This is a genomic window from Rhodococcus sp. DK176, from assembly GCF_038447315.2.
In the GTDB taxonomy this organism is placed as follows: domain Bacteria; phylum Actinomycetota; class Actinomycetes; order Mycobacteriales; family Mycobacteriaceae; genus Rhodococcus_F; species Rhodococcus_F jostii_A.
Genome location: NZ_CP118321.2, coordinates 4,323,675 through 4,346,442, shown reverse-complemented (window position 1 = coordinate 4,346,442; position 22,768 = coordinate 4,323,675). Strand labels below are relative to the sequence as shown.

23 protein-coding genes are annotated in these 22,768 nt (G+C 68.8%); 10 read left to right on the top strand and 13 right to left on the bottom strand.

Annotated elements, in window-relative coordinates; all coding sequences use genetic code 11:
• The first annotated feature begins 140 nt into the window (after nucleotides 1-140).
• Nucleotides 141-1,265: a glycosyltransferase gene (locus PSR88_RS20620; protein WP_016884417.1), complete on the top strand. Its 1,125-nt coding sequence runs from the start codon at nucleotides 141-143 to the stop codon at nucleotides 1,263-1,265.
• Here the strand turns inward: PSR88_RS20620 and PSR88_RS20615 are convergent.
• Nucleotides 1,262-2,836 carry a SpoIID/LytB domain-containing protein gene (locus PSR88_RS20615; protein WP_011596557.1) on the bottom strand — a complete coding sequence of 525 codons (1,575 nt, stop codon included), beginning with the start codon at nucleotides 2,834-2,836 and terminating at the stop codon, nucleotides 1,262-1,264. The genes PSR88_RS20620 and PSR88_RS20615 overlap by 4 nt on opposite strands.
• A 236-nt stretch (nucleotides 2,837-3,072) precedes the next feature.
• Between PSR88_RS20615 and PSR88_RS20610 the strand changes: the two genes are divergently transcribed.
• Nucleotides 3,073-5,205, top strand: coding sequence for an N-acetylmuramoyl-L-alanine amidase (locus PSR88_RS20610; protein ID WP_016884416.1), 2,133 nt, complete (start codon nucleotides 3,073-3,075; stop codon nucleotides 5,203-5,205).
• A gap of 31 nt (nucleotides 5,206-5,236) precedes the next feature.
• Here the strand turns inward: PSR88_RS20610 and PSR88_RS20605 are convergent, their stop codons facing one another.
• Genes PSR88_RS20605 through PSR88_RS20595 form a run of 3 tightly spaced genes read right to left on the bottom strand, consistent with a single transcriptional unit; the run spans nucleotide 5,237 to nucleotide 7,601 of the window.
• A complete protein-coding gene (locus PSR88_RS20605; protein ID WP_005260447.1) occupies nucleotides 5,237-6,058 on the bottom strand; it encodes a Cof-type HAD-IIB family hydrolase in 822 nt (273 codons plus the stop codon).
• A gap of 44 nt (nucleotides 6,059-6,102) precedes the next feature.
• The gene (locus tag PSR88_RS20600) at nucleotides 6,103-6,834 is read right to left on the bottom strand and encodes a lysophospholipid acyltransferase family protein (protein WP_016884415.1); all 732 of its coding nucleotides are present in this window, start codon (nucleotides 6,832-6,834) and stop codon (nucleotides 6,103-6,105) included.
• 11 nt (nucleotides 6,835-6,845) lie between these two features.
• A complete protein-coding gene (locus tag PSR88_RS20595; protein WP_009477124.1) occupies nucleotides 6,846-7,601 on the bottom strand; it encodes a lysophospholipid acyltransferase family protein in 756 nt (251 codons plus the stop codon).
• Nucleotides 7,602-7,690: 89 nt separating this feature from the next.
• Here PSR88_RS20595 and PSR88_RS20590 point away from each other — a divergent pair, with 89 nt between their 5' ends.
• Together PSR88_RS20590 and PSR88_RS20585 are read left to right on the top strand one after the other, a co-directional pair.
• Nucleotides 7,691-8,518 carry a hypothetical protein gene (locus tag PSR88_RS20590; protein ID WP_016884414.1) on the top strand — a complete coding sequence of 276 codons (828 nt, stop codon included), beginning with the start codon at nucleotides 7,691-7,693 and terminating at the stop codon, nucleotides 8,516-8,518.
• A gap of 99 nt (nucleotides 8,519-8,617) precedes the next feature.
• Nucleotides 8,618-10,165 carry a Rieske 2Fe-2S domain-containing protein gene (locus tag PSR88_RS20585; RefSeq protein WP_009477122.1) on the top strand — a complete coding sequence of 516 codons (1,548 nt, stop codon included), beginning with the start codon at nucleotides 8,618-8,620 and terminating at the stop codon, nucleotides 10,163-10,165.
• A 52-nt stretch (nucleotides 10,166-10,217) separates the two neighbouring features.
• Here PSR88_RS20585 and PSR88_RS20580 read toward each other — a convergent pair whose 3' ends face one another.
• From PSR88_RS20580 to PSR88_RS20560, 5 genes are all read right to left on the bottom strand, one after another.
• Entirely contained in the window at nucleotides 10,218-11,405 is a 1,188-nt protein-coding gene (locus PSR88_RS20580; RefSeq protein ID WP_016884413.1) for an MFS transporter, read from the bottom strand.
• 104 nt (nucleotides 11,406-11,509) lie between these two features.
• Nucleotides 11,510-11,995, bottom strand: a complete 486-nt coding sequence (bfr, locus tag PSR88_RS20575) for a bacterioferritin (RefSeq protein ID WP_009477120.1) — start codon at nucleotides 11,993-11,995, stop codon at nucleotides 11,510-11,512.
• A gap of 91 nt (nucleotides 11,996-12,086) precedes the next feature.
• On the bottom strand, nucleotides 12,087-12,266 hold the full coding sequence (locus PSR88_RS20570; protein ID WP_009477119.1) for a bacterioferritin-associated ferredoxin: 180 nt from the start codon (nucleotides 12,264-12,266) through the stop codon (nucleotides 12,087-12,089).
• 89 nt (nucleotides 12,267-12,355) lie between these two features.
• Nucleotides 12,356-13,612 carry a serine--tRNA ligase gene (serS, locus tag PSR88_RS20565; RefSeq protein WP_009477118.1) on the bottom strand — a complete coding sequence of 419 codons (1,257 nt, stop codon included), beginning with the start codon at nucleotides 13,610-13,612 and terminating at the stop codon, nucleotides 12,356-12,358.
• Between the two features lie 33 nt (nucleotides 13,613-13,645).
• A complete protein-coding gene (locus PSR88_RS20560) occupies nucleotides 13,646-14,065 on the bottom strand; it encodes an ankyrin repeat domain-containing protein (RefSeq protein WP_009477117.1) in 420 nt (139 codons plus the stop codon).
• An 81-nt stretch (nucleotides 14,066-14,146) separates the two neighbouring features.
• Here PSR88_RS20560 and PSR88_RS20555 point away from each other — a divergent pair, with 81 nt between their 5' ends.
• The 5 genes from PSR88_RS20555 (at nucleotide 14,147) to PSR88_RS20535 (ending at nucleotide 18,143) form a co-directional block, all read left to right on the top strand.
• A complete protein-coding gene (locus PSR88_RS20555) occupies nucleotides 14,147-15,253 on the top strand; it encodes a septum formation family protein (RefSeq protein WP_009477116.1) in 1,107 nt (368 codons plus the stop codon).
• A 1-nt stretch (nucleotide 15,254) separates the two neighbouring features.
• Entirely contained in the window at nucleotides 15,255-15,605 is a 351-nt protein-coding gene (locus PSR88_RS20550) for a metallopeptidase family protein (RefSeq protein ID WP_009477115.1), read from the top strand.
• A 150-nt stretch (nucleotides 15,606-15,755) separates the two neighbouring features.
• On the top strand, nucleotides 15,756-16,061 hold the full coding sequence (locus PSR88_RS20545; RefSeq protein WP_005260458.1) for a PE family protein: 306 nt from the start codon (nucleotides 15,756-15,758) through the stop codon (nucleotides 16,059-16,061).
• Nucleotides 16,062-16,095: 34 nt separating this feature from the next.
• Nucleotides 16,096-17,292, top strand: coding sequence for a PPE family protein (locus PSR88_RS20540; RefSeq protein WP_016884412.1), 1,197 nt, complete (start codon nucleotides 16,096-16,098; stop codon nucleotides 17,290-17,292).
• Nucleotides 17,289-18,143, top strand: coding sequence for an ESX secretion-associated protein EspG (locus PSR88_RS20535; protein ID WP_016884411.1), 855 nt, complete (start codon nucleotides 17,289-17,291; stop codon nucleotides 18,141-18,143). Before PSR88_RS20540 ends, PSR88_RS20535 begins: the two co-directional genes overlap by 4 nt.
• Here PSR88_RS20535 and PSR88_RS20530 read toward each other — a convergent pair.
• From PSR88_RS20530 to PSR88_RS20515, 4 genes are read right to left on the bottom strand one after another with little or no spacing between them, the layout of a single operon-like run.
• Nucleotides 18,085-19,488, bottom strand: coding sequence for a lipase maturation factor family protein (locus PSR88_RS20530; RefSeq protein WP_016884410.1), 1,404 nt, complete (start codon nucleotides 19,486-19,488; stop codon nucleotides 18,085-18,087). The two genes, PSR88_RS20535 and PSR88_RS20530, sit on opposite strands and share 59 nt — an antisense overlap.
• A 55-nt stretch (nucleotides 19,489-19,543) precedes the next feature.
• Complete coding sequence (locus PSR88_RS20525) at nucleotides 19,544-20,215, bottom strand: histidine phosphatase family protein (RefSeq protein ID WP_016884409.1); 672 nt, start codon at nucleotides 20,213-20,215, stop codon at nucleotides 19,544-19,546.
• Nucleotides 20,212-21,129: a prephenate dehydratase gene (gene pheA / locus PSR88_RS20520; protein WP_009477109.1), complete on the bottom strand. Its 918-nt coding sequence runs from the start codon at nucleotides 21,127-21,129 to the stop codon at nucleotides 20,212-20,214. Before pheA ends, PSR88_RS20525 begins: the two co-directional genes overlap by 4 nt.
• A 54-nt stretch (nucleotides 21,130-21,183) precedes the next feature.
• Complete coding sequence (locus PSR88_RS20515) at nucleotides 21,184-21,876, bottom strand: hypothetical protein (protein ID WP_011596545.1); 693 nt, start codon at nucleotides 21,874-21,876, stop codon at nucleotides 21,184-21,186.
• 116 nt (nucleotides 21,877-21,992) lie between these two features.
• On the opposite strand from PSR88_RS20515, the gene PSR88_RS20510 reads away from it, so the two are divergent.
• Nucleotides 21,993-22,757 carry a DUF2470 domain-containing protein gene (locus tag PSR88_RS20510; RefSeq protein WP_016884407.1) on the top strand — a complete coding sequence of 255 codons (765 nt, stop codon included), beginning with the start codon at nucleotides 21,993-21,995 and terminating at the stop codon, nucleotides 22,755-22,757.
• Nucleotides 22,758-22,768 lie beyond the last annotated feature (11 nt).

The window sequence follows — 22,768 nt, the reverse complement described above, 5'->3', positions numbered from 1 at the left end:
CAGGGTAAGCGACTCCGCCGCCCGTGCGCGGCCAAGGGGGGCAAGCACCCCCTCGGCACGCACGAGGAGTTCTCCCTGTATTCACCGGTTCTGCAGACCTCGTTGTTCCCGCCGACGCGGCGATCGCGCTTGATGAGCGGGTGCGCATCGTCCAGCTGGCGAACTTCTACGGACCGCGGTCCGGTGGGCTCCGCACCGCCCTCCACAACTGGGGTCAGGGCTACGTCGAACGCGGACACGAGGTGATCCTCGTCGTCCCAGGTCAGCGCGACTGCGAGGAGCTGCTGCCGAGCGGGGTCCTGCGGATCACCCGGTCGGCTCCCACCATCCCCGCGACCGGGGGTTATCGCGTGGTCAATCCGCGGCGGGTGGCCGACGTGGTCAGCGGTCTGCGACCCGACGTCCTGGAGGTGTCCGACCGGCTCACACTGCGCGGTTTCGGGGGCTGGGCCCGCGCCCGCGGGGTGCGCAGTGTGGTCGTCTCACACGAACGCCTCGACCGGCTGCTCGGCCAAGTCGCTCCGCGCCGCGTGGCCCGCGGCTGGGCCGATGTCGCGAACCGCCGGATGGCCCGCAACTACGACGCCGTCGTCTGCACGACGGACTTCGCGAGCGAGGAGTTCACCCGCATCGGGGCCCCCAACCTGCACCGGGTCCCGCTCGGTGTGGACCTGACGATGTTCCACCCCGGCAAACACGACCAGGTGATGCGCGACTCGTTCGCCGACCCGGCGCAGCGTTTCCTTCTGCACTGCGGCCGGCTGTCGGTGGAGAAGCAGGTGGAACGGAGCGTCGACGCCGTCCGGCTGTTGCGGCGGCAGGGTCACGACGCCCGGCTGGTCATCGCCGGGGACGGTCCGCGGCGCGAGGCGCTGCAGTACCGGGCCCGGGGGCTCCCCGTGCACTTCACCGGGTTCATCAGCGACAAGGGCCGCCTGGCGTCGCTGTTCGCGTCGGCGGACGTGTCGCTGGCGCCCGGACCGCACGAGACGTTCTGCCTGTCGGCGCTCGAGTCGCTGGCGGCGGGGACCCCGGTGGTCGCGTCACAGTCGTCGGCGCTCGCCGAGATCATCACACCCGGCTGCGGCGCCCTGGCCCGGGACCGCGGTCCCGCGTTCGCCGAAGCGGTCAGCGGCATTCTCGCGATCCCCTCGCGTACGCGCCGGGCGTCGGCCCGCAGGCGGGCCGAGGACTTCGGCTGGGGCGAGTCCGTCGACGGGATGCTCGCGGTGCTCGAGGGAACCGGTCCTCGCTGCCCGGCCTAACTGCCGCCCGTCGGTAACCACTCGCGCAGCACGCTGGCGTCGATCACCTGTGCACCCAGCTTCTTGGTCCAGATGATGGTTCCGTTGGTGTACATCCGGAACTTCCCCGCCTCCGACGGCAGCATCAACTCGGGACCGATCGGCGCTCCCAGCGTGCTGTTGACGCCGCCGAGTTCCTTGTACTTCTCGGCGATCGGCGAACCCTCGGTGGTGCCGACGGTGTCCTCGTCCTCACCCGCGGACGCGAGGGTGGACTCGGGTTCGGGAGCGGCGGGCGGCGCGGGGACGCCGAGCCCCTCACCGACCGTGAACCAGTCGGACTTGAGCTTCAGCTTCGACCGCGCCTCGGCGCCCGTCGCCTCGGCGGTGCCCGACGATCCGACCACCTTCACACCGGTGACGCGCCCGCCGTCGACCCCGAAGTTGTTGCGGGTGACCACCTCGAACGATTCGAGGTCTCCGACGTTGAATGCGGACGCGATGTCGCCCGCGGTGAGGGTCACCGTCCAGTCGTGGTTCGGTGACACGGTGTCGCCCTGGTCCTCGACGGCCGGGAACTCGCCGCCCGCGGTGTATCCGCCTGTGGACGACGAGAATTCGGCGGCGACGGGCTTGTTGTCCTTCGTCAGGATCATGCCCTTGGTGGAACGGACGGCGTCGGTGGTCCGCGGGTCTTCCTTCGCGGAACCCCCGTACACCTGGCAGCTCTGGGTGTCGCAGGTCTTCGCCCACTCTTCCCGGTTCTCGGCGGCGGCGTAGGAGCGGGCCGCGACGGCCTGCGCCCGAAGCGCTTCGGCCCCACCGGTGTCGGCCCAGCCGGCCTTCGCCTCGGCGGGCACGACACCGAGGAGGTAGTCGTCCATGTCGAGGACGTTGACGGTGCGCACGGCGGCACCGTCGAGCGCGACCCCGAGGGCGCCGCGGTAGGGGGTGTCACCGGCGCACAGCTTGAGGTGCTCGTTGGCGGGACGGTCCGGGGCGAGGTCGACCGGGTCCACCCACGGGTGGTCGGTGGCGTCCTGCCACAGGACCTCGCCGGCACATCCGCGGGTGACCACGACGTTGGCGCCGCCGTCGGCGGTCGGCGTGAGGTGGACGGCCTCCCCCGGTCCGACGGGTTTGCCGGCGACGACGGCGCCGGCGTCCGAGTAGACGTCGAGCGGCTGATCGTCACGTGCCTGCAGCCGGACGCTGATCTGTGCGTCGGCGAGGGTCCCGAGCGTGGTGCCGCCGTAGTAGTGGCCGAGGATGCGCTCGGCCGCCCACCCCTGATCCTTCGCGTATCCGTAGGCGCCCCACTGGCCCATCCCGCGGCCGTGGCCGTTGCCGTGCCCGGAGAGCGTGAACGGCGTGTCGGAGGCGACGGTTTCCCGGACGTCCTGGCCGGAGGAGCGCAGTTGCACGACGACGCCGGTGACGGCGCCGATGACGAGGACGGGTGCGATGCCGAGCGCCGACGCGCGCAGAAGCTTGGCCCTGAATCCGCGCGGGGTGGGAGGGCCCGCGATGTACCGCCTCCTGCGGGTCCAGGCAGGTCTACCTGCACGAACCCCGAATTCGGTCTTCGCCATCACTGCACTCCTCATCGCTGAACAACGAGCGCCGAGACGGGGCGTGCACCTCGTCTCAGCGGGTCCGAGAAATTCGGGATAAAGTCTCAATGTAAGGTTGAGCGTTATGGACCTGTGTGACTAGTGTGGCAAGAGTGGTTGGAGTTAGCAACAACAGTCTCTTCAGTCACACGAGCATCACGAGTTGCAGACACGCGAGGTCGCTCGCAGGAAACTACAACTGAGGAGAGTCCCCCTTGCCGCACCGTCGACCGAAGCCCTCGATTGTCCTCGGGGCTGTCGCCGCTCTGGCTGTCGCAAGTCCCGTTGCGGTCTACGGCATCAGTAGCGCACCCTCCGACGTCAAATCCACGAACGAAACCTCCAACTCCGCAGTGTCCACCGAGATCGCGCAGGTCGTGCTGTCGCAGATCCCGGACATCGTGATTCCGCTGAAGGAACTGACCGGGCTGAACCTGCCCGACGTCAACATCGGCGATCTGCGGAACCTGAAGATCCCGCCGTACCTCCACATCCCCAGCAATGTGCAGCTCCCCGGCGGAATCCAGATCCCGAACCTGCAGATCCCGCTGAAACTCCCCGCCCCGGGCGACGTCTCCGACCCCGCGATCCTGCCCCCGGCCGATCAGCAGCCCGGCGCGATCGTCAAGGAACTGTCCCGCGACACCCCGTTCAGCATGGTGGCCCTCACCTCCGAGACCCTCGCGTCCGCGGAGTCGAAGGTCCGCGCGCTGCAGGCCGACGGAACGTGGGGACAGTGGGTGTCCCCCGACATGATCGACACGCGGCGCACGGACAAGACGGCGTCGGACGGCAAGGTCGCCACCGAACCCGTCTACGTCGGGCTGACGAAGGCGATCCAGATCCTGACGCCCACCTCGACGCCCGCTGCGGCCGGTGCACCCGCTGCAGTTCCCGCTCCCGCACCGGCACCCGAAGCCCCCGCTCCCGCACCGGCACCCGCCGCCGGAGGTGCCGCACCGCTCGGTTACACCCCCGCCGCCGTCAACACGCCGTTGCGGCAGCAGCCGGCACGCGCCGGCGCCGACGACGTCACGGCCGTCCTCATCGAACCGGGCAGCGGCCCCGGCGACGCAACGCTCGGCGACATCGCGAGCCCGCTCGACAGCGGCGGCCCCAAGGTCATCAGCCGCCAGCAGTGGGGTGCCGACGAGTCCATCCGGTGCCAGGACCCCGACTACGACGACTTCATCGGCGGTGCCACCGTGCACCACACCGCGGGAGCCAACGACTACTCGAAGGCCGAATCGGCCGAGATCGTCCGCGCGATCTACGCCTACCACGCGCAGACGCTGGGCTGGTGCGACATCGGATACAACGCACTGGTCGACAAGTACGGCCAGATCTTCGAGGGTCGCGCAGGCGGTCTCGACCGTCCGGTCCAGGGCGCGCACGCCGGCGGGTTCAACGAGAACACCACCGGAGTCGCGATGATGGGCGACTTCTCGTCCGAGGATCCACCGCAGGCTACCCTCGACGCCGTCGGCAAGTTCCTGGGCTGGAAGCTCGGCAAGGCCGGACTCGACCCACTCGGTGAGACGACGATGTACTCCGAGGGCACCGAATTCACTCCCTACGCGGAGGGTGAGGCTGTCGATCTTCCAGTGATCTTCGCGCACCGCGACGTCGGCAACACGTCCTGCCCGGGAGACGCGGCGTACTCACACATGGACGAGATCCGGCAGATCGCGGCGGCCAGCCTCGGCGGCGGCAACGCCTCGTTGGCCTCGGACGCACCCGCGGGTGAGGCTCCGGCGCCGTCCGGCGGACCCGGCACGGACGCCAGCGCCAGTCTCGGCGCCGGAATCCCCGCCCTGGTCAACGAGCTGCTGCGGCTCACCGACCCGTCGCCGGTCGCCCAGAAGTGGGTGGCGGAAGGCGGCGACACCGGCCGGCTCGGCCAGGCCCTCACCGGACTGCTGCAGGCCAAGGCCGGTAACTCGGGCGCACAGTTCGCCAACGGCGCCATCTTCACCTCACCCAACGGCGGTGTGTGGGCGGTCCTCGGCCAGATCTTCAAGACGTGGCAGAACCTCGGAGCGGACAACGGCGAACTGGGCCTGCCGACCAGTGACGAGTACCCGATCCCGGGCGGTCTGCGCACCGACTTCGAGAACGGTTCGCTGATCTTCAACGAGATCACCGGCATCGTCACCAAGGTGTTGAAGACCTACAACGACACATACGCGGAGGCCTACAAGAACGGTGCCCGGGTCGATGCCGCGGCCCCCGTCGCACCGCCCGCGGACCCGGCGCAGGTTCCGCCGGCCCCGGTAGAGCCGGCTCCGGCACCCGAACCGGCTCCCGCACCCGCTCCCGTCGAGCCGGCACCGGTTCCGGCCGGCTGATCGGGTTTCACCCTCTCGGGCGCTGGTGGTCTCAGGACCACCAGCGCTCGAGCACTTTCGCGACGCCGTCGTCCCAGTTGGTGGCCGTCACCTCGTCGGCGGCGGCCTTGGCGTCGGGGTGCGCGTTCTCGACGGCGACACCCCGGCCCGCGAGGTTCAGCATCGGAATGTCGTTGGGCATGTCACCGAAGGCCACGATCCGCGACGCCGTCACGCCGAGCCGTTCCGCCACCAGCGCGAGACCCGACGCCTTCGTGATTCCCGACGCCGACAGTTCGATCAGCCCGTTGTCGGTGGAGAACGTGACATCCGCCCGGCGACCGATGTGCGGCGCCAGCGCGTCGACCATCGCCTGACTGGACATTTCCGGCACCCGGATCAGCAACTTCACCGCGGGAGCCGCGACGACCTCGTTCTCGGACATCTCGGTGTTGTCGGGGTTGAGCCAGGCGTGCTGGTAACCGGGGGAGCTCACGAACTGCGGTGTCGCGGCGTCGTGGGCGCTGACCCCGACACGCTCGGCCGCGAGCCCGGCGCCGGGCAGCACGCGGAGCGCGATCTCCGACAGCCACGTGAGGGTGTCGACGTCGAGGGTCGCGGCGCTGAGCACGCGGTCGCTGTCGCTGTCGTAGATGACGGCGCCGTTCGCGCAGACGGCGAGCGGCGCGTAGCCGAGGCCCTCGACGACGGGATGGATCCAGCGCGGGGGCCGGCCGGTGGCCAGCACGAAGGGGGTTCCCGACGCGACCACCGACGCGACGGCGTCGCGGGTGCGGGCACTGATGCGCTCGTCTTCCCCGATCAGGGTGCCGTCGACATCGGACGCTACAAGGCTCGGTCGGTCTGGGCTCACCCAGCCATTCTGCCTGCCGAGTCTGCGGCGCCACCGGGCGGCCGTTACCGGGCCCGCCGTTCCTCGGCTTCGCGGCGGTCCATCTCGGTGGCCTCCTCGATGGTCGGCGCGCTGCCGCCGAGTCGCCGGGGCACCCAGTACGCGCCCGCCGGATGGTCGAAGCCGTCCTGCACCCGGCGCAGGATCGCGTCCATCTCCGTGTGCAGGGTCGCGGTGAGGGCCTCCGCCGGTTCCCGCGGCTCGATCGGCCTGCCGACCTCGACGGTGACCGGGAACCGATGCCGCCCAAGTTGTCTCGGTCTGCCCTTCGTCGCTATCCGCTGGGCTCCCCACACGATGACGGGCACGAGCGGCACCCGGGCGTCGATCGCCATGCGCGCCGCACCGGACTTCAGTTCCTTGATCTCGAAGCTCCGGCTGATGGTCGCCTCCGGGTATACACCCACCAGTTCGCCCTCGCGCAGCCGCTCCACCGCAGCGAGGTACGCGCCCGCGCCTGCGGTCCGGTCGACCGGGATGACCCCGCACCCACGCATCAGGAACGCCATCACCCTGTTGTTCGCGAGTTCGGCCTTGGCCATGAGCCGCAGTTTGCGGTCCACCGCACCGACCGCCAGTGCCAGTTGGACGAAATCCAGGTAGCCGGTGTGATTGACCGCGAGCACCGCACCACCCTCGGTGGGGATGTTGTCCAGGCCGACTCGCGTCATCCTCAACCCCTGGAACAGGGACAACGCCTTGGCCGTCGCCTCGACAGCCGCGTAGACAGGCTCCACCGCCACCTTCTCTAGCTGCCGGTCTCCCGGGCCCGACGGGACTGCGCCTTCGCCTCGGCGTCGGCGGCGTCCATCTTGTTCGCTTCGTCGAGCGTCGGAGCACTGCCCCCGAGGCGCGCGGGCACCCAGTACTCGCCCGCCGGGTGGTCGTAGCCCTGCTGGAGGTCGGCGAGCATCGTCGTCATCGTGGCGTGCAGCTTCGCGGTCAGCTCGGATGCGGGTTCGAACGGCTGGATCGGCTCGCCGACGGCGATCGAGATGGGAGTGTTCGTGCGGCCCAGCCGCTTCGGGAACCCCTTGGTCCACACCCGCTGCGCACCCCAGATGACCACCGGGATGATCGGCACATTCGCCTCGATCGCCATGCGCGCGGCACCCGATTTGAATTCCTTGATCTCGAAGCTCCGGCTGATGGTGGCCTCCGGGTACACGCCCACCAGTTCGCCGCGGCGCAGGAAGTCGACGGCCGCCTTGTACGAATCCGCGCCGGCGGCCCGGTCGACCGGAATGTGCTTGAGCGCGCGCATGATCGGGCCCGAGATCTTGTTGTCGAACACTTCCTTCTTCGCCATGAAGCGGACGTACCGCTTCACCCTGCGGGCCGGAAGTCCGGCGTAGGTGAAGTCCATGTAGCCGGTGTGATTGATCGCGATCACCGCCCCACCCGTCGACGGAATGTGCTGATCGCCCTCGACCGTGAACTTCAGCCCCTCGAGGGCGAATACGGTGCGGGCGATGCCGATGACGGTTCGGTAGACGGGTTCCACAATCGGCTAGCGTAGCCGGGTATCCGCGATCTGGCCCGCCGTCGGGGACGGACATTCGGTGGGGAGTCGAGAGAAAGGGCGCGCTGGAGATGGCTGGCAGGGGCAGGAGGGCGCTCATCGCGCCGGTCGTCGCGGTGATCCTCGGCGCGGGGGTGGCGTGCGATTCGCAGTCCGGCATCCCGACGGAGGAGCCTCCGGCCGACACCGTTTCCGCGCCGACGTCCGCGGCCGAGCCCACGACCACCGTGCCGCCCGCCCCGGTGCCTCAGGTGATCGTCGGCGAGGTGCCCGGCAACCCCGCAGCGGTCGACGCCGTCCGCGCCTGGGCCACCGACCTGGTCACCCGGCCCGGCACCGTCCCCGCGAAGTGCTGGACGCTGCCGCCCGCCCAGGCCGCCGGCCAGTACGCCGACACGTCCGCGATCCTCGGGGCGCTCGCCGGGCCCGGCGTCGACGGACAGTTCGCGGTCTCGTGGACCGGCGGCGGCACCACGGTGTCCGTCAAACGCAGCGAGATCGCCTCCGGCTACGCCTGCCCGCACGTCCACCCCGCCGGGACCGTCGACTTCTACACCCCCGCCGACGCCGAGTACGCCGTCACCCGTTTCCTGTTGCGGGAGTCGGGCGTGCCGGTGAACAGGGCGGACACCGAAGCCGCCTACCCGCTGATCTGCCCCGGATTCAGCCCCTGGGACCCGTCCGGCACCGGCACCGGCGGCAGGCCGCCGCTCCAGCTCGACCCCGACGTCCTGGCCGGGACCACGGCGTTCGCCGCCGACGCGATGACCGCCACCCCGGTCCGCGGCGACTACCTGGAAGTGTCCGTTCCGGTCACCGACGTGTCCGGTGTGACGAACACCAGGCAGGTCACGCTGTCCATCGGCCCCGACGGCTACTGCCTGGGCGAAGTGACCTGACCGCACGTGAGTGGCATGGTGTGCTGGAGCGCGCATTGCCACTCACCTGGGGGGAACGCCTACTCTGGAACAGTCGCTCAGCTCCCAGGAGGCATACCAGTGCAGGTCACCAGCGTCGGACACGCCGGATTCCATATCCAGACCGAGGCAGGCTCGATCCTGTGCGACCCCTGGGTGAACCCCGCGTACTTCGGGTCCTGGTTCCCGTTCCCGGACAACACCCAGCTCGACTGGGACGCCCTGGGCAACTGCGACTACCTGTACGTGTCGCACCTGCACAAGGACCACTTCGATCCGGAGAACCTGAGCAAGCACGTCAACAAGGACGCGACGGTGCTGCTCCCCGACTACCCGGTGCCGGACCTCAGGCGTGAACTCGAGGCGCTGGGCTTCCACAAGTTCTTCGAGACCGAGGATTCGGTCAAACACAAGGTCACCGGCCCCAAGGGTGACCTCGACATCATGATCATCGCGCTGCGCGCCCCCGCGGACGGTCCGATCGGCGACTCGGGTCTCGTGGTGTCCGACGGCGAGACCACGTGTTTCAACATGAACGACGCACGCCCCGTCGACATGGACGTCCTGCACGACGAGTTCGGCAAGATCGACATCCACCTGCTGCAGTACTCGGGCGCCATCTGGTACCCGATGGTGTACGACATCCCTACCAAGACGAAGGCCAACTTCGGCAAGCAGAAGCGTCAGCGCGGCATGGACCGCTGCCGCAGCTACATCGAGCAGGTCGCGGCTACGTGGGTGGTGCCGTCCGCCGGACCGCCGGTGTTCCTCGACGACGCACTGCGCTACCTGAACGACGACCGGGGCGACGAGGGCAACATCTTCCCCGACCAGATCACGTTCCTCGAGCAGATGCGGATCCACGGCAACGACGGCGGCGTCCTGATGATCCCGGGGTCGACCGCGGACCTGAAGGGCGGCGAGCTGACGCTCACGCACCCGATCCCGGACGCCGAGGTCGACAAGATCTTCTCCGACAAGGCCGCGTACATCGAGGACATGGCGAAGCGCATGGCGCCGGTCCTCGCTGCCGAGAAGGCCACGTGGGCCCCCGCCGAGGGTGAGCCGCTCCTCGAGGCGCTCAAGGCGAAGTTCGAGCCGATCATGAAGCAGTCCGACCTGATCTGCGACGGCATCGGCTACCCCGTCGGCCTGGTGATGGGCGACGAGACCGTCGTCCTCGACTTCCCGCAGCGCACCGTCCGCCCGCGCGGCGAGAAGGACGGCAAGTACCGGTACGGCTTCCGCATCGCCCCCGAACTGGTGCGAACGGTGCTGCGCGACGACGAGCCCGACTGGGTGAACACCATCTTCCTGTCCACCCGCTTCGAGGCGTGGCGCGTCGGCGGATACAACGAATTCCTCTACACGTTCTTCAAGTGCCTCACCGACGAGCGCATCGCCTACGCCGACGGCTGGTTCGCCGAAGCCCACGACGACTCCGCGTCGATCGAACTCGGCGGGTACGAGATCCAGCGCCGCTGCCCGCACCTGAAGGCCGACCTGTCGAAGTTCGGCGTCGTCGACGGCACCAACCTCACCTGCAACCTGCACGGCTGGCAGTGGGACCTCGAATCGGGGCGCTGCAAGACGTCCAAGGGCCACGAACTGCGGTCCACGAAGCTCTGACCCCGGCGGGCGAACGTACCCTTCGGCGCACCTGAGGCGTCGAACGGTACGTTCACCCGGCAGAGGGGGCGTCGGCTCGGACGGGCGGCAGCCACCGACGCACCAGGACCGCCGACAGCAGCACCGGAACGGCGAGTGCCGCGACGAGCGTCGTGACCGACAGCCACAGTGATCCGACGGCGATGCCCGCGTAGATCAGCACCGCGGCCACCTCACCGAGCAATCCGGCCACCGATGTGACGGTGGCGCGTGCGGGACCGGTGATCGCATCCTGCACGCGCGCTTCCGACACGATCATCGCGTTGCCGAGGATGCCGTAGCCGACGCCGAGTGCGAGGAATCCGGGGACACCGCTGAGCAGCGCTCCCCCGCCGAGCAGGATCGCGGCGAGGGCGACGGCCCGCCCCATCGTGAGGGCACGCATCGTCGCCGTGCGTCCGGCGAGGGCTGTGCCGACGACCTGACCGCTCACCGTGATCGCGACGAGCAGCGGAACGGACGCCGTCGATGTTCCGCCGTCGCGCGCGAGCAGCCCGAAGTATTCGTCGAACGCCAGGAACGCGATCAGCACCGCCGACAGCAGCACTCCGCGCCGGACCACCGCCTCGCGGGTCACCTCGCCGAGGCCGGCCCGAAGCATCGTGGCGTACCGGGCCGCGAGTCCCCGTCGTTCGTCCGCGGCTTCGAGAGTCTCGTCCGCCTCCTCGACCTTGGGTGCCGCGGGCAGCAGCAGGGCGAAGCTTCCGTGGACCACGGTCGCGCCGACGCTGACCCACCCGACCAGCGGATATCCGCCGATGATGTAGAGCGGCGCCGCCGTCAGCGTCGCGAGAAGGTTGCACACCATGGCGCTGGAGTTGGCGTAGCCGAGCAACTTCGCGAAGTCACCGGCAGCGCCGCGCGCCACGAGTTCGTCGTATAGCAGCGCCTCGAACGTGCCCGACTGGATGGCGCCGCTGATGCCCCACAACATGAATCCGGCGGCGAATCCCGCGTACGACGGCTCGAGGATCCACACGGTGAATCCGGCCGTGTACAGCACGGACGCGAACACGAGGAGGCCACGTCGAGACACGGTGTCGGCCCACGCGCCGGACGGCACCTCCGCGACGAAGGACACAACCGACCAGATGACGAACAGGGACGAGATCTGACCGACACTCAGTCCGTGGTCGGCGAAGAATAGGTCGTACAGACCGTAGAGCGGGATGAGGTCGCGCGTGGACACGTAGCCGACCACGCGGACGGCGAGAGAACGCTGCGAACTGGGTCAAGGCTGGGCGGCGGGATATCTCACGCGCCCAGTTTCGCACTCCGCGCCGGGGGTGTCACCCCGTTTTCGACCTATCCGACGGTCGGCGGCTGATCGACGAGCTGGGCCATGTAGAGCTGGTCGCCCATCTTGTCCATCAATTCGATCTGAGTCTCCAGGTAGTCGATGTGATCCTCTTCTTCCTTGAGGATCGTCTCGAGCAGTTTCGCCGACGTGGCATCGCCCTTGTCGCGGCACATCTGGATTCCCGGACGCAGTCGCTCGACGACCTCGACTTCGATGGCGAGGTCGGAATGGAACTGCTCGCGCAGGTCCTGCCCGATTCGCAGCGGCAGCAGCTTCTGATAATTCGGAAGCGCCTCGAGGAAAAGGATCCGGTCGGTGAGGATCTCGGCGTGGTTCATCTCCTCGATGGACTCGGCCCGAGTCTTGTCGGCCAGTTTGGTGAAGCCCCAGTTGGCTTGCATCTTGGAGTGCAGGAAGTACTGGTTGATCGCAGTCAGCTCACTGGTCAACTGCTCGTTGAGAAGAGCAATTACTTCGTCGTCGCCGCGCATGACTTCTCCGTTCGCCCTGGTTGAGGCGAACGTACCACCGGCAGTAACCGCGATGTCGAAGATCGCGGGATTCAGTTGTGCTGCGGTAGCGTCACGCGGCCACGCTGTTCGCGGCCGACCGCTCCAGAATCTCCTTCAACCGATCGACGCACGTCCCACATCCCCATCCGGCGCCGCAACGCTCACCGATGGCATCGGCACTGTCAGCTCCGGCGGCGCAGTGCTCGTGCACTTCGTCTTCCGTCACTGCCTTGCAGATGCACACGAACATGTGGAGCTCCTTACCGACTCGATTAGGTAAGGGTTACATCATTTCGGAATTCGCGCAAGGGTAGCCTTCCCAAAATCCTGGGCCTGCTTTTATGGCTTCAGGACATCCGTCCCCACGAACGGCACGAGCGCCTCGGGCACCCGGACGGTGCCGTCGGACTGCTGGTGGTTCTCCAGGATGGCGACGATCCACCGGGTGGTGGCGAGGGTGCCGTTGAGGGTCGCGGCCGTCTGCGGCTTCCCGTTCTCGTCGCGGTACCGGACACCGAGGCGACGCGCCTGGAACGTCGTGCAGTTGGACGTCGAGGTGAGCTCGCGGTACGCCTGCTGCGTGGGCACCCAGGCCTCGCAGTCGAATTTGCGGGCCGCCGACGACCCCAGGTCGCCGCCGGCCACGTCGATCACCCGGTAGGGCACGTCGATGGCGGCGAGCATCTCGCGCTCCCACGCGAGCAGTCGCTGGTGCTCGGCGTCGGCGTCCTCGGGCTTGCAGTACGTGAACATCTCCACCTTGTCGAACTGGTGGACCCGGATGATGCCGCGGGTGTCCTTGCCGTAGCTGCCGGCCTCGCGGCGGAAGCACGTCGACCAGCCTGCGTACCGCTTGGGGCCGTCGGCGAGGTCGAGGATCTCGCCCGAGTGGTACCCGGCGAGCGGGACCTCGGACGTGCCGACGAGGTACAGGTCGTCGTCGGCGAGGTGGTAGACCTCGTCCGCGTGGGCGCCGAGGAACCCGGTCCCCGCCATGATCTCCGGCCGTACCAGCACCGGTGGGATCATCATCTGGAAGCCGTTGGCCATCGCCTTCTGCGCGGCCAGCTGCAACATTCCCAGCTGCAACATCGCGCCGAAGCCGGTGAGGAAGTAGAAGCGGGCGCCGGAAACCTTCGCGCCGCGCTCCATGTCGATCAGCCCCAGCGACTCACCCAGCTCGAGGTGGTCCTTGGGTTCGAAGTCGAACGCGGGAATGTCGCCGACCGTCTCGAGGGTGACGAAGTCGTCCTCGCCGCCCGCGGGTGCGCCCTCCTGGACGACGTTGGAGATCGCCCGGTGCGCGGCGTCGAGCGCGGCCTGCGCCTCGTGCTGCTCGGCCTCGGCCTGCTTGACCTTGGCCGCGAGTTCCTTGGAGCCCTCGAGCAGCGCCGGACGTTCCTCCGGGGATGCCTGCCCGACCTTCTTGCCGAACGCCTTCTGCTCGGCACGCAGGTTGTCGCCGGCGAGAACGGCGGCGCGCCGGGACGCGTCGGCCTCGAGCAATGCGTCGACCAGGGCGGGATCTTCGCCACGGGTGCGCTGCGACTCGCGGACGGCGTCGGGGTTCTCGCGGAGGAACTTCAGGTCAATCACGGCTTCAAACCCTACCGGGCGCCGCTGAGCGGCTCACTCCGGTTTCGGTTCGAGCAGGCTCAGAAGGTCCTCGCGGCCGAACATGCGGGCGGCGTCGACGGCGGTCGGGTGGCCGGCCGTGGCGTCGGCGCCACCGGCGACGAGGGTCCGCACAACGGCGTCCTCACCCTTGAACAGCGCCCCTGCCAGCGGAGATTGCCCCTTGTCGTTGAGGCGGTCGACGTCGGCGCCGCGGTCGATCAGGACCTGAACGGTCTCGGCGTGACCGTGGTAGGCGGCCAGCATCACCAGGGTGTCGCCGTTCTGATTGGCCAGGTTCACCGGGACGCCCGCGTCGAGGTACGTGGCCAAGGACACGGCGTCACCGGATCGTGCCGTGTCGAACACGCGCCCGGCGAGCTCTTGCAGTTCAGGATCCACCGGCTCGGCGGACTGCTGAGGATCGTCACTCATGGTCGTCGAAGTTACGCCAGGTTCGAGCCGATTGCGGGAGTTGTTCTGCTTCCACGATCGGAACAGGCATTATGGAAATCGATGTCCTCAGATCAGTCGAACGGCGCCGAACCCCAGCCGAAGAATGCCGGGCAACCGGAGAAGGCGCCCCGCAGCATGTCCGCGACCACGACGCGTCGCGCGCTCGCGGCCGTCGCGGCAGGTGCCGTGGTGGCGGCGATCGCGACGTTCGCGATCGCCGGCGGTTTCAACCGCAGCGAGAACCTCCCCGCGCACTCGACCGGTGCCGGACCGCAGGCGACGGGTTCGGTGGAGGGCGACGCGTTCGCTTCGGCGGCGGCAGGCGACTGCCTCGACTGGACGCCGTCGAACGATCCGCAGGAAGACCGGAAGGACGTCGCGAAGGTCGACTGCTCGGAGGAACACCGGTTCGAGGTGGCGGCGCCGCTGGATCTCAGCGTGTATCCGGGTGCCGAGTTCGGTCCGGGTTCGCGTTACCCGGGTGCGCTGCGGTTCGCCGCGCTGCGCGACGAACACTGTGTGCCCGCCGTCGATACCTACCTCGGCGCGAAGTTCGATCCGTACGGCAAGTTCAGCGTGGGTCTCATGTTCCCCAGCGAGTCCGGTTGGGCGGCGGGCGAGCGCACACTGCGGTGCGGCCTCCAATTCTCCAGCACCGCAGGGACGTTGCTGCCGTTCGCCGGCAAGGTGGCCGAGCAGGACCAATCCAACATCTGGGATCCGGGCACCTGCATCGGCATCAACCAGAACGTGCCCACCGATCCCGTCGACTGCGCGCAACCGCACGCCTTCGAGGTGATCTCCGTCGTCGACCTGGCCACCCAGTTCCCCTCGTCGATGCCGACCGTCGAAGACCAGGACAAGTACCTCGAGGGTGTGTGCACGCAGGCCGCCAACGAGTACCTCGGTTCCGCCGACGCGTTGCGGAACAAGACGCTCACGCTGTTCTGGGACAACCTGGAACTCGACAGCTGGCTCGCGGGCAGCAGGCGGGTGAACTGCTCGGTGGGCAAGGAGACCGACGCCGGCGGTTTCTCGACCATCACCGGTTCGGCGAAGGGCGAGATCCTCATCAACGGCGCGGCGCCCGTGCCGCCGCCGCCGGTTCCGGAGGGCAGGTCGATGCCGACGCCGCTTCCCGGCGCAGCTCCGGTCCCCGGGAACTGATGTGGCGGTGAGCATGACGCCCGACCGATTCGAGGAATTGGTGGGCGACGCACTCGATCTGATCCCACCCCAGCTCGCGGCCGCGATCGACAATGTCGTCGTCCTCGTCGACGACCGCAACGACGAGGACCCCTATCTTCTGGGCCTCTACCACGGGATCGCGCTGACGGAACGGGACAGCCATTACGGCGGATCGCTGCCCGATACGATTACCGTCTATCGCGACGCCCTCCTCGAAATCTGCAGTTCGGAGGAGGAAGTCGTCCACGAGGTGGCCGTCACCGTGATACACGAGGTTGCGCACTACTTCGGGATAGAAGAAGATCGCTTGCACGAGCTCGGCTGGGGATGAACGGTTTTCCCGAGAAGAAATTCTCGGGATCGGGGGGAACCGAAGAGCGCGTTGCAGCGTCCAAGTGTGTAGGGACAGCTGCACATGCAGTTCGTTTGCCGGGGGGGCAACTGCCTTCCGCCTGCCTAGGTCAAGAAGGAGTTCGACGCCATGCCAGCTCTGCACGTCGCACCTGAAGCTCTTGTCGCCGCCGCCGTGGAACTCGACGCTCTCGCCGCGCGTCTCGAGACCGCGGTCGCTCTCAACTCCGCGGCCATCCGCGTGCTCCCCTCCGGGAGCGAAGAGGTGTCTCTGCACGCGGCCGGTTACTTCGACACCGTGGCCAACACGTTCACTCCCGCTGTCGCCCAGGGCATTCTCGAGATGCGCGAGACCGCGAACACGCTCCGCACCCAGGCCGCGCTGTATGTCGCCGAGGACCTCGCGCTCGGCGCGTCCCTCGCTGCGGGCATGTGACGGCCGGCGCCTCGAGACCACTAGGAGATCAAGCATGACCATGGGACTGACAGGTGTCATCTGGTTGCCCCGAGGGGCGACCGTCAACTCGACCACCCTCGCCGCAGGCGCGGGCCCGGTGCCGCTGAGCGTGGCGAGCGCGGCGTGGACTGCGCTGTCCACGAGCTTCGTCGACGCCAACCTCACACTGGTCCGCGTGATGGCCGAACTCGCGGCCGGCTGGCAGGGTGTCTCGGCGGCCGCGGCGCTCGCGAAGATCACGCCGTTCACGGTGTGGACCGCCGAATGCGCCGAGCTCGCCGCGGACACCGCAGCGAAGGCGGGGCTCGAAGCGGGCGCCTACACCACTGCCGCGCTCATCATGCCCAGCATCCCCGAGATCGTCGCCGTGAAGACCGCGAAGGCCACCGCGTATTCGACGGGTGGGGCGCTCAACGGCACCGCCGCGGCCGCGGAAGCCGCGGACCGCGCGATGGACATTCGCGCCGGTCTCGTGATGGAGGGTTACGAGGCCGCGTCGAACATCCTGGCGCTCGAGCGCACGTACAGGCAGCCCCCTCGGATCGTCACGAAGGCCGATTCGAAGGAGGTCGGGACGTTCGACGAAATCCCGTCCGACGGTGAATTCGATCCGACCCGTGCCGCGGCTGCCGCCCTGATGGCCGCCGGCCAGAACCCGGCCGTCACCACGGCCGCGTCGCAGGTCGGCAGCATCGCGGGCACCACGGTCTCCACCGCCACGTCGGCGGCGAGCAACATCGGTGGCGCGGCGCTGTCCGCGGTCACCGGTGGCGGCGTCACGCCGCTGGTGGGCGGCGCGCCGATGATGTCCGGTGGCGCGTACGGTGGCGGCTCCGCCTCGACCAGCGCTGCGGCAGCCCGTACCTCGGTCGGTGCGATCGGCGCCGGCGCCGCAGGCGGGGCGACCCTGCCCGAAGGCTGGGGCAAGACGGACGGCGGCCAGGGCGCGCGGCCCGGCGCACCGGCAACGGCACCCGGCGGGGTGATCGGAGACGTTCGCGCCGAAGTGAACCCGGCTGCGGCGGCGCGCGGCACCACCGGTAGCGGACCGATGACGGTCGGGCGCGGCGCGGCCGGGGCGGGTTCACAGGACGAGGACGAGCGGGAGACCCCCGACTACCTGAAGAACTTCGAGCACTTCTCCGACGGGCGCACCGTCATTCCGTCGGTCATCGGCGCGAACCCCGACCACCGGGAGTCCGGACGGTGATCGATCTGGGCACCCAGCCGGGCGTACCGACCCTCCCGGCGGTGACCCTGAGCCTCGACGAAATGGATTATCTCGTCGACACGCTCGCACTCGACGTGCTGCCGGTGGTGCTCGACGCCATCCCGCGGTACGACACGTACGACGCCAGGGACGCAGCGTTCCGCGGCGCCGTCGACACCCTCGCCGCCCGGGATCTGCTCCCGGGCGGTGGGGTTCACCCCGAACTTGCCGACCGCCTCCGGGTTCTCGCCCGACCGCTGTGGGAGATCGCCCTGCGCTGGTACGTCGACGGCAGCATCTCGAGGTTGTGCATCTCCCGGGGCGATACCCTCTCGGTGCTGGCCCTGCGCGCCGGTGACACGTACGTCGTCCAGGATGCGGGCGCCGACATCTTCGCCCCCGTCATCGGAGCACTGGGGGCCGCGGACCCGATGAACGTCGGCGTCGTCAACGCACCCACGGTCCAGCTCGGCGAAGTCTTCGATCAGGGCGGGGACGGCAAGTCGCTCGCCGCCGCCCTCACCGCACTCGGGGTGACGGCGGCCGACGCGACCGTCCTCGGCAACGGGATGGCAGCCTGCACCACCTACGCCGAGATCGTCGGAATCGTCTACGGCGACGGACGATACGATCCCGTGGGTGGGCCCGTCACGGTCTTCGACACGTCGGCGGGACGCATCGTCGGCACGTCCAGTGTTTCCGCGCACGGGGTGGCGTGGTCGTCGCTCAGCCCCGGCACCCCGCAGCGCCTGCGGCAGGCGCTGGAGTCGCTGACCGACCGGCTCCGCCGACCTACACCGGTTGCCGCTTCCACCATGCGCCGGTCTCGCGGCGCTCCTTCCTGGTGGTGAACTCGTACCGGTACATGCGCGCACGCACGTGTTTCGGCGGCTCCTCCGGGAACGGGTTGTACTGCAACAGCTTCAGAGTGTCGCGATCGTTCCGCAGCAGCCGCTCGACGAAACCCCGGAACCACGGTTCGGCGTAGCCGGGCGAGATCGCCGTGAACCAGAACAACCAGTCGAGCCGAAGGTGATACGGCGCGAACTGGCGCGGCCGCCGGCGAACGTCTCCCGGTTTCCCCTTGAACTCGTACTCCTTCCACTCGGAACGCACACTCGCATGTGCGTCCGACGTGCCCTCCACGATCACCTCGTAACGCACCCGGGTGATGCTGCCGAACGCGCCGTACGTGTTGACGAAATGCCACTTGTTGAACGACGCATTCATGCGCTGCCCGTGGGAGATCAAGTTGCGAATCGGCCAGTAGCTCAACACGACGACGAGCGCCGTCACCGCGATCACCGCCGCGACGAAGGGCATCGGCGCCGAGTCGCCGGCGGCCGGGACGTCGACAGGCAGCACCTTCTCGTACACGCTGTCCGGGATGACGGACAGTCCCAGCACGATGGTCGTCCAGTTCAGCCACGAGAAGTTACCGCTCGCCACCAGCCACAGCTGGGTGACGATCATGATCGTCGCGGCCACGGCAGCGACCGGTTGCGGTGCGAACAGCCCGAACGGCACCACCAACTGGGCGAAGTGGTTGCCGAGCACCTCCACCTTGTGCAGCGGTTTCGGCAGCCGGTGGAAGTACCAGCTGAACGGCCCGGGCATCGGCTGGGTTTCGTGGTGGTAGTACAGGCAAGTGAGGTCCTTCCAGCATCGGTCGCCGCGCATCTTGATCAGCCCGGCGCCGAATTCGAGGCGGAACAGCAACCACCTCAGCACGAGCAGCACGAGAATCGGCGGACCGACCGAGGCATTGCCCAGGAAGATCGCGAGGAAACCCGCCTCGAGCAGCAACGACTCCCAGCCGAAGCTGTACCAGATCTGGGAGACGTTGACGATCGAGAGGTACAGCACCCACAGGGCGAACCACACGAACATGCACGCCGCGAGCGGAATGACCTGTGTCAGACCGAGCAGCGCGGCGAGGGACAGTCCGGCGCCGGTCCAGCAGACCGCCTCGAAGAATCGGTCCGAGTAGTGGAAATGGAAGATGCTCGGTGAACGTCCGAACGTGACGGCGCGGAGAAAGTTCGGGATCGGCAGCATCCCGTTGCTGCCGACGAGCGGCCTGAACTGGTTTCTCGCAGCCACGAACGCGACGAGATAGATCGCGGCTAGCCCCTCGGTGACGAGCAGCCGACCGAGCGAATAGTCATCGCCAACGAACCAATCCACCGCCGTCACTCCTCGAGGACGGTTTCCTCCATCGTCGCGCAACCCCAGGGTGCACGCAACGACGTCACCCCATCGGGTCGTCGGCGCCGGGGATCACCCGGTGCTCGAACGGTGGCTCGACGGTTCCCCAGCGCACGCACTCCCAGCCGCCACCCGCGAGTGGTGTCAGCTCGACCGACTGTGTGTTGGCCAGATGATTGTTGGCGGCGAACAGCCCGGGCACCCCGGCGAGTTGCGCTGCCACGAGCCGGATGGCGGCGCCGTGGCTGACCAGCACGACGTCTCCCGATTCCGCCGGGTCGTCGAGGTATTGCTCACGCAGGGAGTCCACGACCGGGACATACCGTTCGAGGATGTCGTGGGCGGATTCCCCGCCGGGGACGCGGGCGTCCAGTTCGCCGGTGTGCCACAGGTGGAACGTCTTCATGAACAGCTTGTGCGACTCCTCGTCGCTGCGGTCCTCGAGTTCACCGGCCTGGGCCTCGTGCAGGCCCTCCCGTACCTGAACGGCGATGCCCGACGCGAGTTCGACGAAGCGCGCCGTCTGCCGGGCGCGCAGTGCCTGCGAGGACACGAGGGCGACCGTCGTCGCCTTCGCGGCGAGCTCGGTGCCCAGCCGTTCGGCCTGGGAGAGCCCTTCGGGTGTCAGCCGGGCACCGGGCAGCCGGGTGTCGAGCCTGCGCTCGACGTTGGCCTCGGTCTGCCCGTGCCGGACCAGGATCAGCTTGCCGCTCACGATTCCCTCTCTCCCTGACGGATTCGTTCGATCCAGTCCGCTGCGTCTCCGTCGGACGGCGGCGGCGGGCCGCTGGGGTTCGCCGCGGGCCAGGACCCGAGGAACCGCACGTGCGACTTGCGGTGCAGCGCACGGAACGCCTCGGCGACGAGCGGGTCGTCGATGTGCCCGATGCAGTCGACGAAGAAGCGGTACAAGCCGGGGGTGGTGCGCACCGGGCGCGATTCGATCCGGATGAGATCGATTCCGCGGGTAGCGAACTCGGAGAGCACACCGACGAGGGAGCCGGGGGTGTTGTGGGGTTCGAGCACGGCCGAGGTGCGGTCGCCGCCGGTGCGTGCGGGCACCTGGGTCGGCGCGGTGACGAGAACGAACCGGGTGCGGGCGCTCTTCTCGTCCGCCACCCCGTCGGCGAGGCTGCGCAGCCCGAGCCTTTCGCCCGCGAGGGCGGTGGACACGGCGGCGTCGGCGAGGCCGTTCGCGACGTCCTCGGCGGCGCCCGCGTTGGAGGACGCCGTCTGCAGTTCGGCGCCGGGGCAGTTCTCCTCCAGCCAGATTCGCACCTGACCGGCCGCCACCGGGTACGCCCGCACGGTGCGCACCTGATCGAGCCGCTCGATGCCGGCCCTGCCGAGGATCGTGAACGCCACGTCGAGCTCGGTCTCGGCCACGATCTGCAGGCGGTCGCCCAGCGCGAGCGAGTCGAGGGTGGGCACCACGGCCCCCTCGACGGAGCTCTCGATGGGAACGACGGCACCGTCGACGACGCCGTCGCGCACCTTGGCCAGGCTGGCGGGCGGACTGGTCGCGGCGACCCGCTCGACCGGGCCGTCGAAGGCACCCGCGGCCTCGAGCTGGGCGAGCGCCATCTCCGTGAAGGTTCCCGAGGGTCCGAAATACGCGATCTTTGGCACGCCTACGAGATTACGCACCGAGCGTTGACGGACCGGCGCATTGACGGTGAATGTTTACCGCAGACCCGCGTCCGCCAGCTCACGGGCGACGAGCGCCGGATCGTGTACCTCGACCCCCAGCAGGACCTCGCGGACGGCCTCCGCGGCCTCGGGGATCAGCGAGGTGAGCCTCGTCGGATCCGGTGCCGCGAGCGCCGCCCGCACGTCGTCGCCGCGCAGGGACGCGACCGTCCCGGACAGAAGCGCGAGCACCTCGGCCGTGTCCCGGGCCCTGGCCACGTATCCGACGTCCGCGTGCGCGAGGACGGCCAGGAAGTCGGCGACCTCGCCGATGGCGTGCCCGCTCGCGAGGCCCGGGATGCGGCCGGCGTCCGCGAGTTGCTGCGCCGTCTCGGCGAGACCGGGGTCGTCGCTGCCGTCTGCGGTGACGAACACCGCGAGCGGAGACGGCAGCCGGAGCGCGACCGCGTCGCCGAGTTGGTCCGCGGGGCAGTCGAGGTGGAACCGGACCGCCTCGTAGGAGGCCTGCTCGCTGGTGCGGAGAGCGGCGGGGTCGACGTCGAGACCCACGATGATGCGGCCGGCGTCGGTCCCGGCGGCGTCGAGCAGCGCGGACGCCGGAACGACCCGCGGTCCGAGTGCGCCGCCTGCGGCCGGGCCGGTGTCCTGGGATCCGCTGAGAAGTTCGGTGAGCAACGACTGCGGTTCGCGGGAGCGCGGGACACCGAGGGAGAGAGGTATAGCCACCTCCCCACCGTAATGCCCACCTCGTGGACCGGATTCGTCTCGGGGTCTTGCCATCGCCGACTCGCCCACATTAGGTTAGGGTTACCTCAGTATCGCGGAACCCTGAAGGAGGCTCCATGCCCGTCACGACCACCGGTCCGTCCACCGCCGAGCGTGTGCGTAGCTCGTGCGCACGGACCCAGGACGCGGTACTCGCCGTCGAAGGCAGCGCACCGACCGTCACGTCGGTACACCACCTGCGGTCCAGCGGCGACGTCGTGGTCGCCGTGCCCACCGAATCGGCGGCCGCCACGCTGTCCTGGCTCGCCGGTGGCGGCGGGATCCCCGCCGTGCTCGAGCTGACCGACAACTCACCGCTCGCGCTGCGTGAGCCCGTGCGGTCGCTCGTCTGGCTGCGCGGCAACCTCCACGCGCTCTGCGAGGCACACACCCGGACGCTGGCCGACGAGGTGGCGTCCGAATACCCGCACCCCGGACTTCTCGACGTCGGGCACGATGCGACGCTGCTGCAACTCCGCCTCGAGTCGGCGGTGGTCGCCGATTCCAGTGGCGCCGAACCCGTCGCCCTCGACGACCTGCTCGCCGCCCGGCCCGACCCGTTCTGGGAAATGGAAACCGCCTGGCTCCAGCACCTCGACGAGGACCACCGTGACCTCATCGACATACTGTCCCGTAAATTGCCGCCCCACATGCGACGCGGACGTGTCCGCCCGCTGGGCATCGACCGGTACGGACTGCGACTGCGCGTCGAGAACGATCACGGCGACCGCGACATCTGGATGCCGTTCTCCGCGCCGGTCGACGACGCCGTCGCGCTGAGCAGGGCGATCCGGCTGCTGGTGGGGTGCCCGTTCGTGAACGGACTCCGCGCGCGCGGCTGATCGGCATTCCG

Excerpts from the sequence above, each read along its gene's own strand:
- PSR88_RS20570 (WP_009477119.1), bottom strand. The coding sequence starts at position 12,266 with ATGTTCGTGTGCATCTGCAAGGCAGTGACGGAAGACGAAGTGCACGAG.
- PSR88_RS20540 (WP_016884412.1), top strand. The coding sequence starts at position 16,096 with ATGACCATGGGACTGACAGGTGTCATCTGGTTGCCCCGAGGGGCGACC.
- PSR88_RS20510 (WP_016884407.1), top strand. The coding sequence starts at position 21,993 with ATGCCCGTCACGACCACCGGTCCGTCCACCGCCGAGCGTGTGCGTAGC.
- PSR88_RS20590 (WP_016884414.1), top strand. The coding sequence starts at position 7,691 with ATGGCTGGCAGGGGCAGGAGGGCGCTCATCGCGCCGGTCGTCGCGGTG.
- PSR88_RS20560 (WP_009477117.1), bottom strand. The coding sequence starts at position 14,065 with ATGAGTGACGATCCTCAGCAGTCCGCCGAGCCGGTGGATCCTGAACTG.
- bfr (WP_009477120.1), bottom strand. The coding sequence starts at position 11,995 with ATGCGCGGCGACGACGAAGTAATTGCTCTTCTCAACGAGCAGTTGACC.
- PSR88_RS20615 (WP_011596557.1), bottom strand. The coding sequence starts at position 2,836 with ATGGCGAAGACCGAATTCGGGGTTCGTGCAGGTAGACCTGCCTGGACC.
- PSR88_RS20545 (WP_005260458.1), top strand. The coding sequence starts at position 15,756 with ATGCCAGCTCTGCACGTCGCACCTGAAGCTCTTGTCGCCGCCGCCGTG.
- PSR88_RS20555 (WP_009477116.1), top strand. The coding sequence starts at position 14,147 with ATGTCCTCAGATCAGTCGAACGGCGCCGAACCCCAGCCGAAGAATGCC.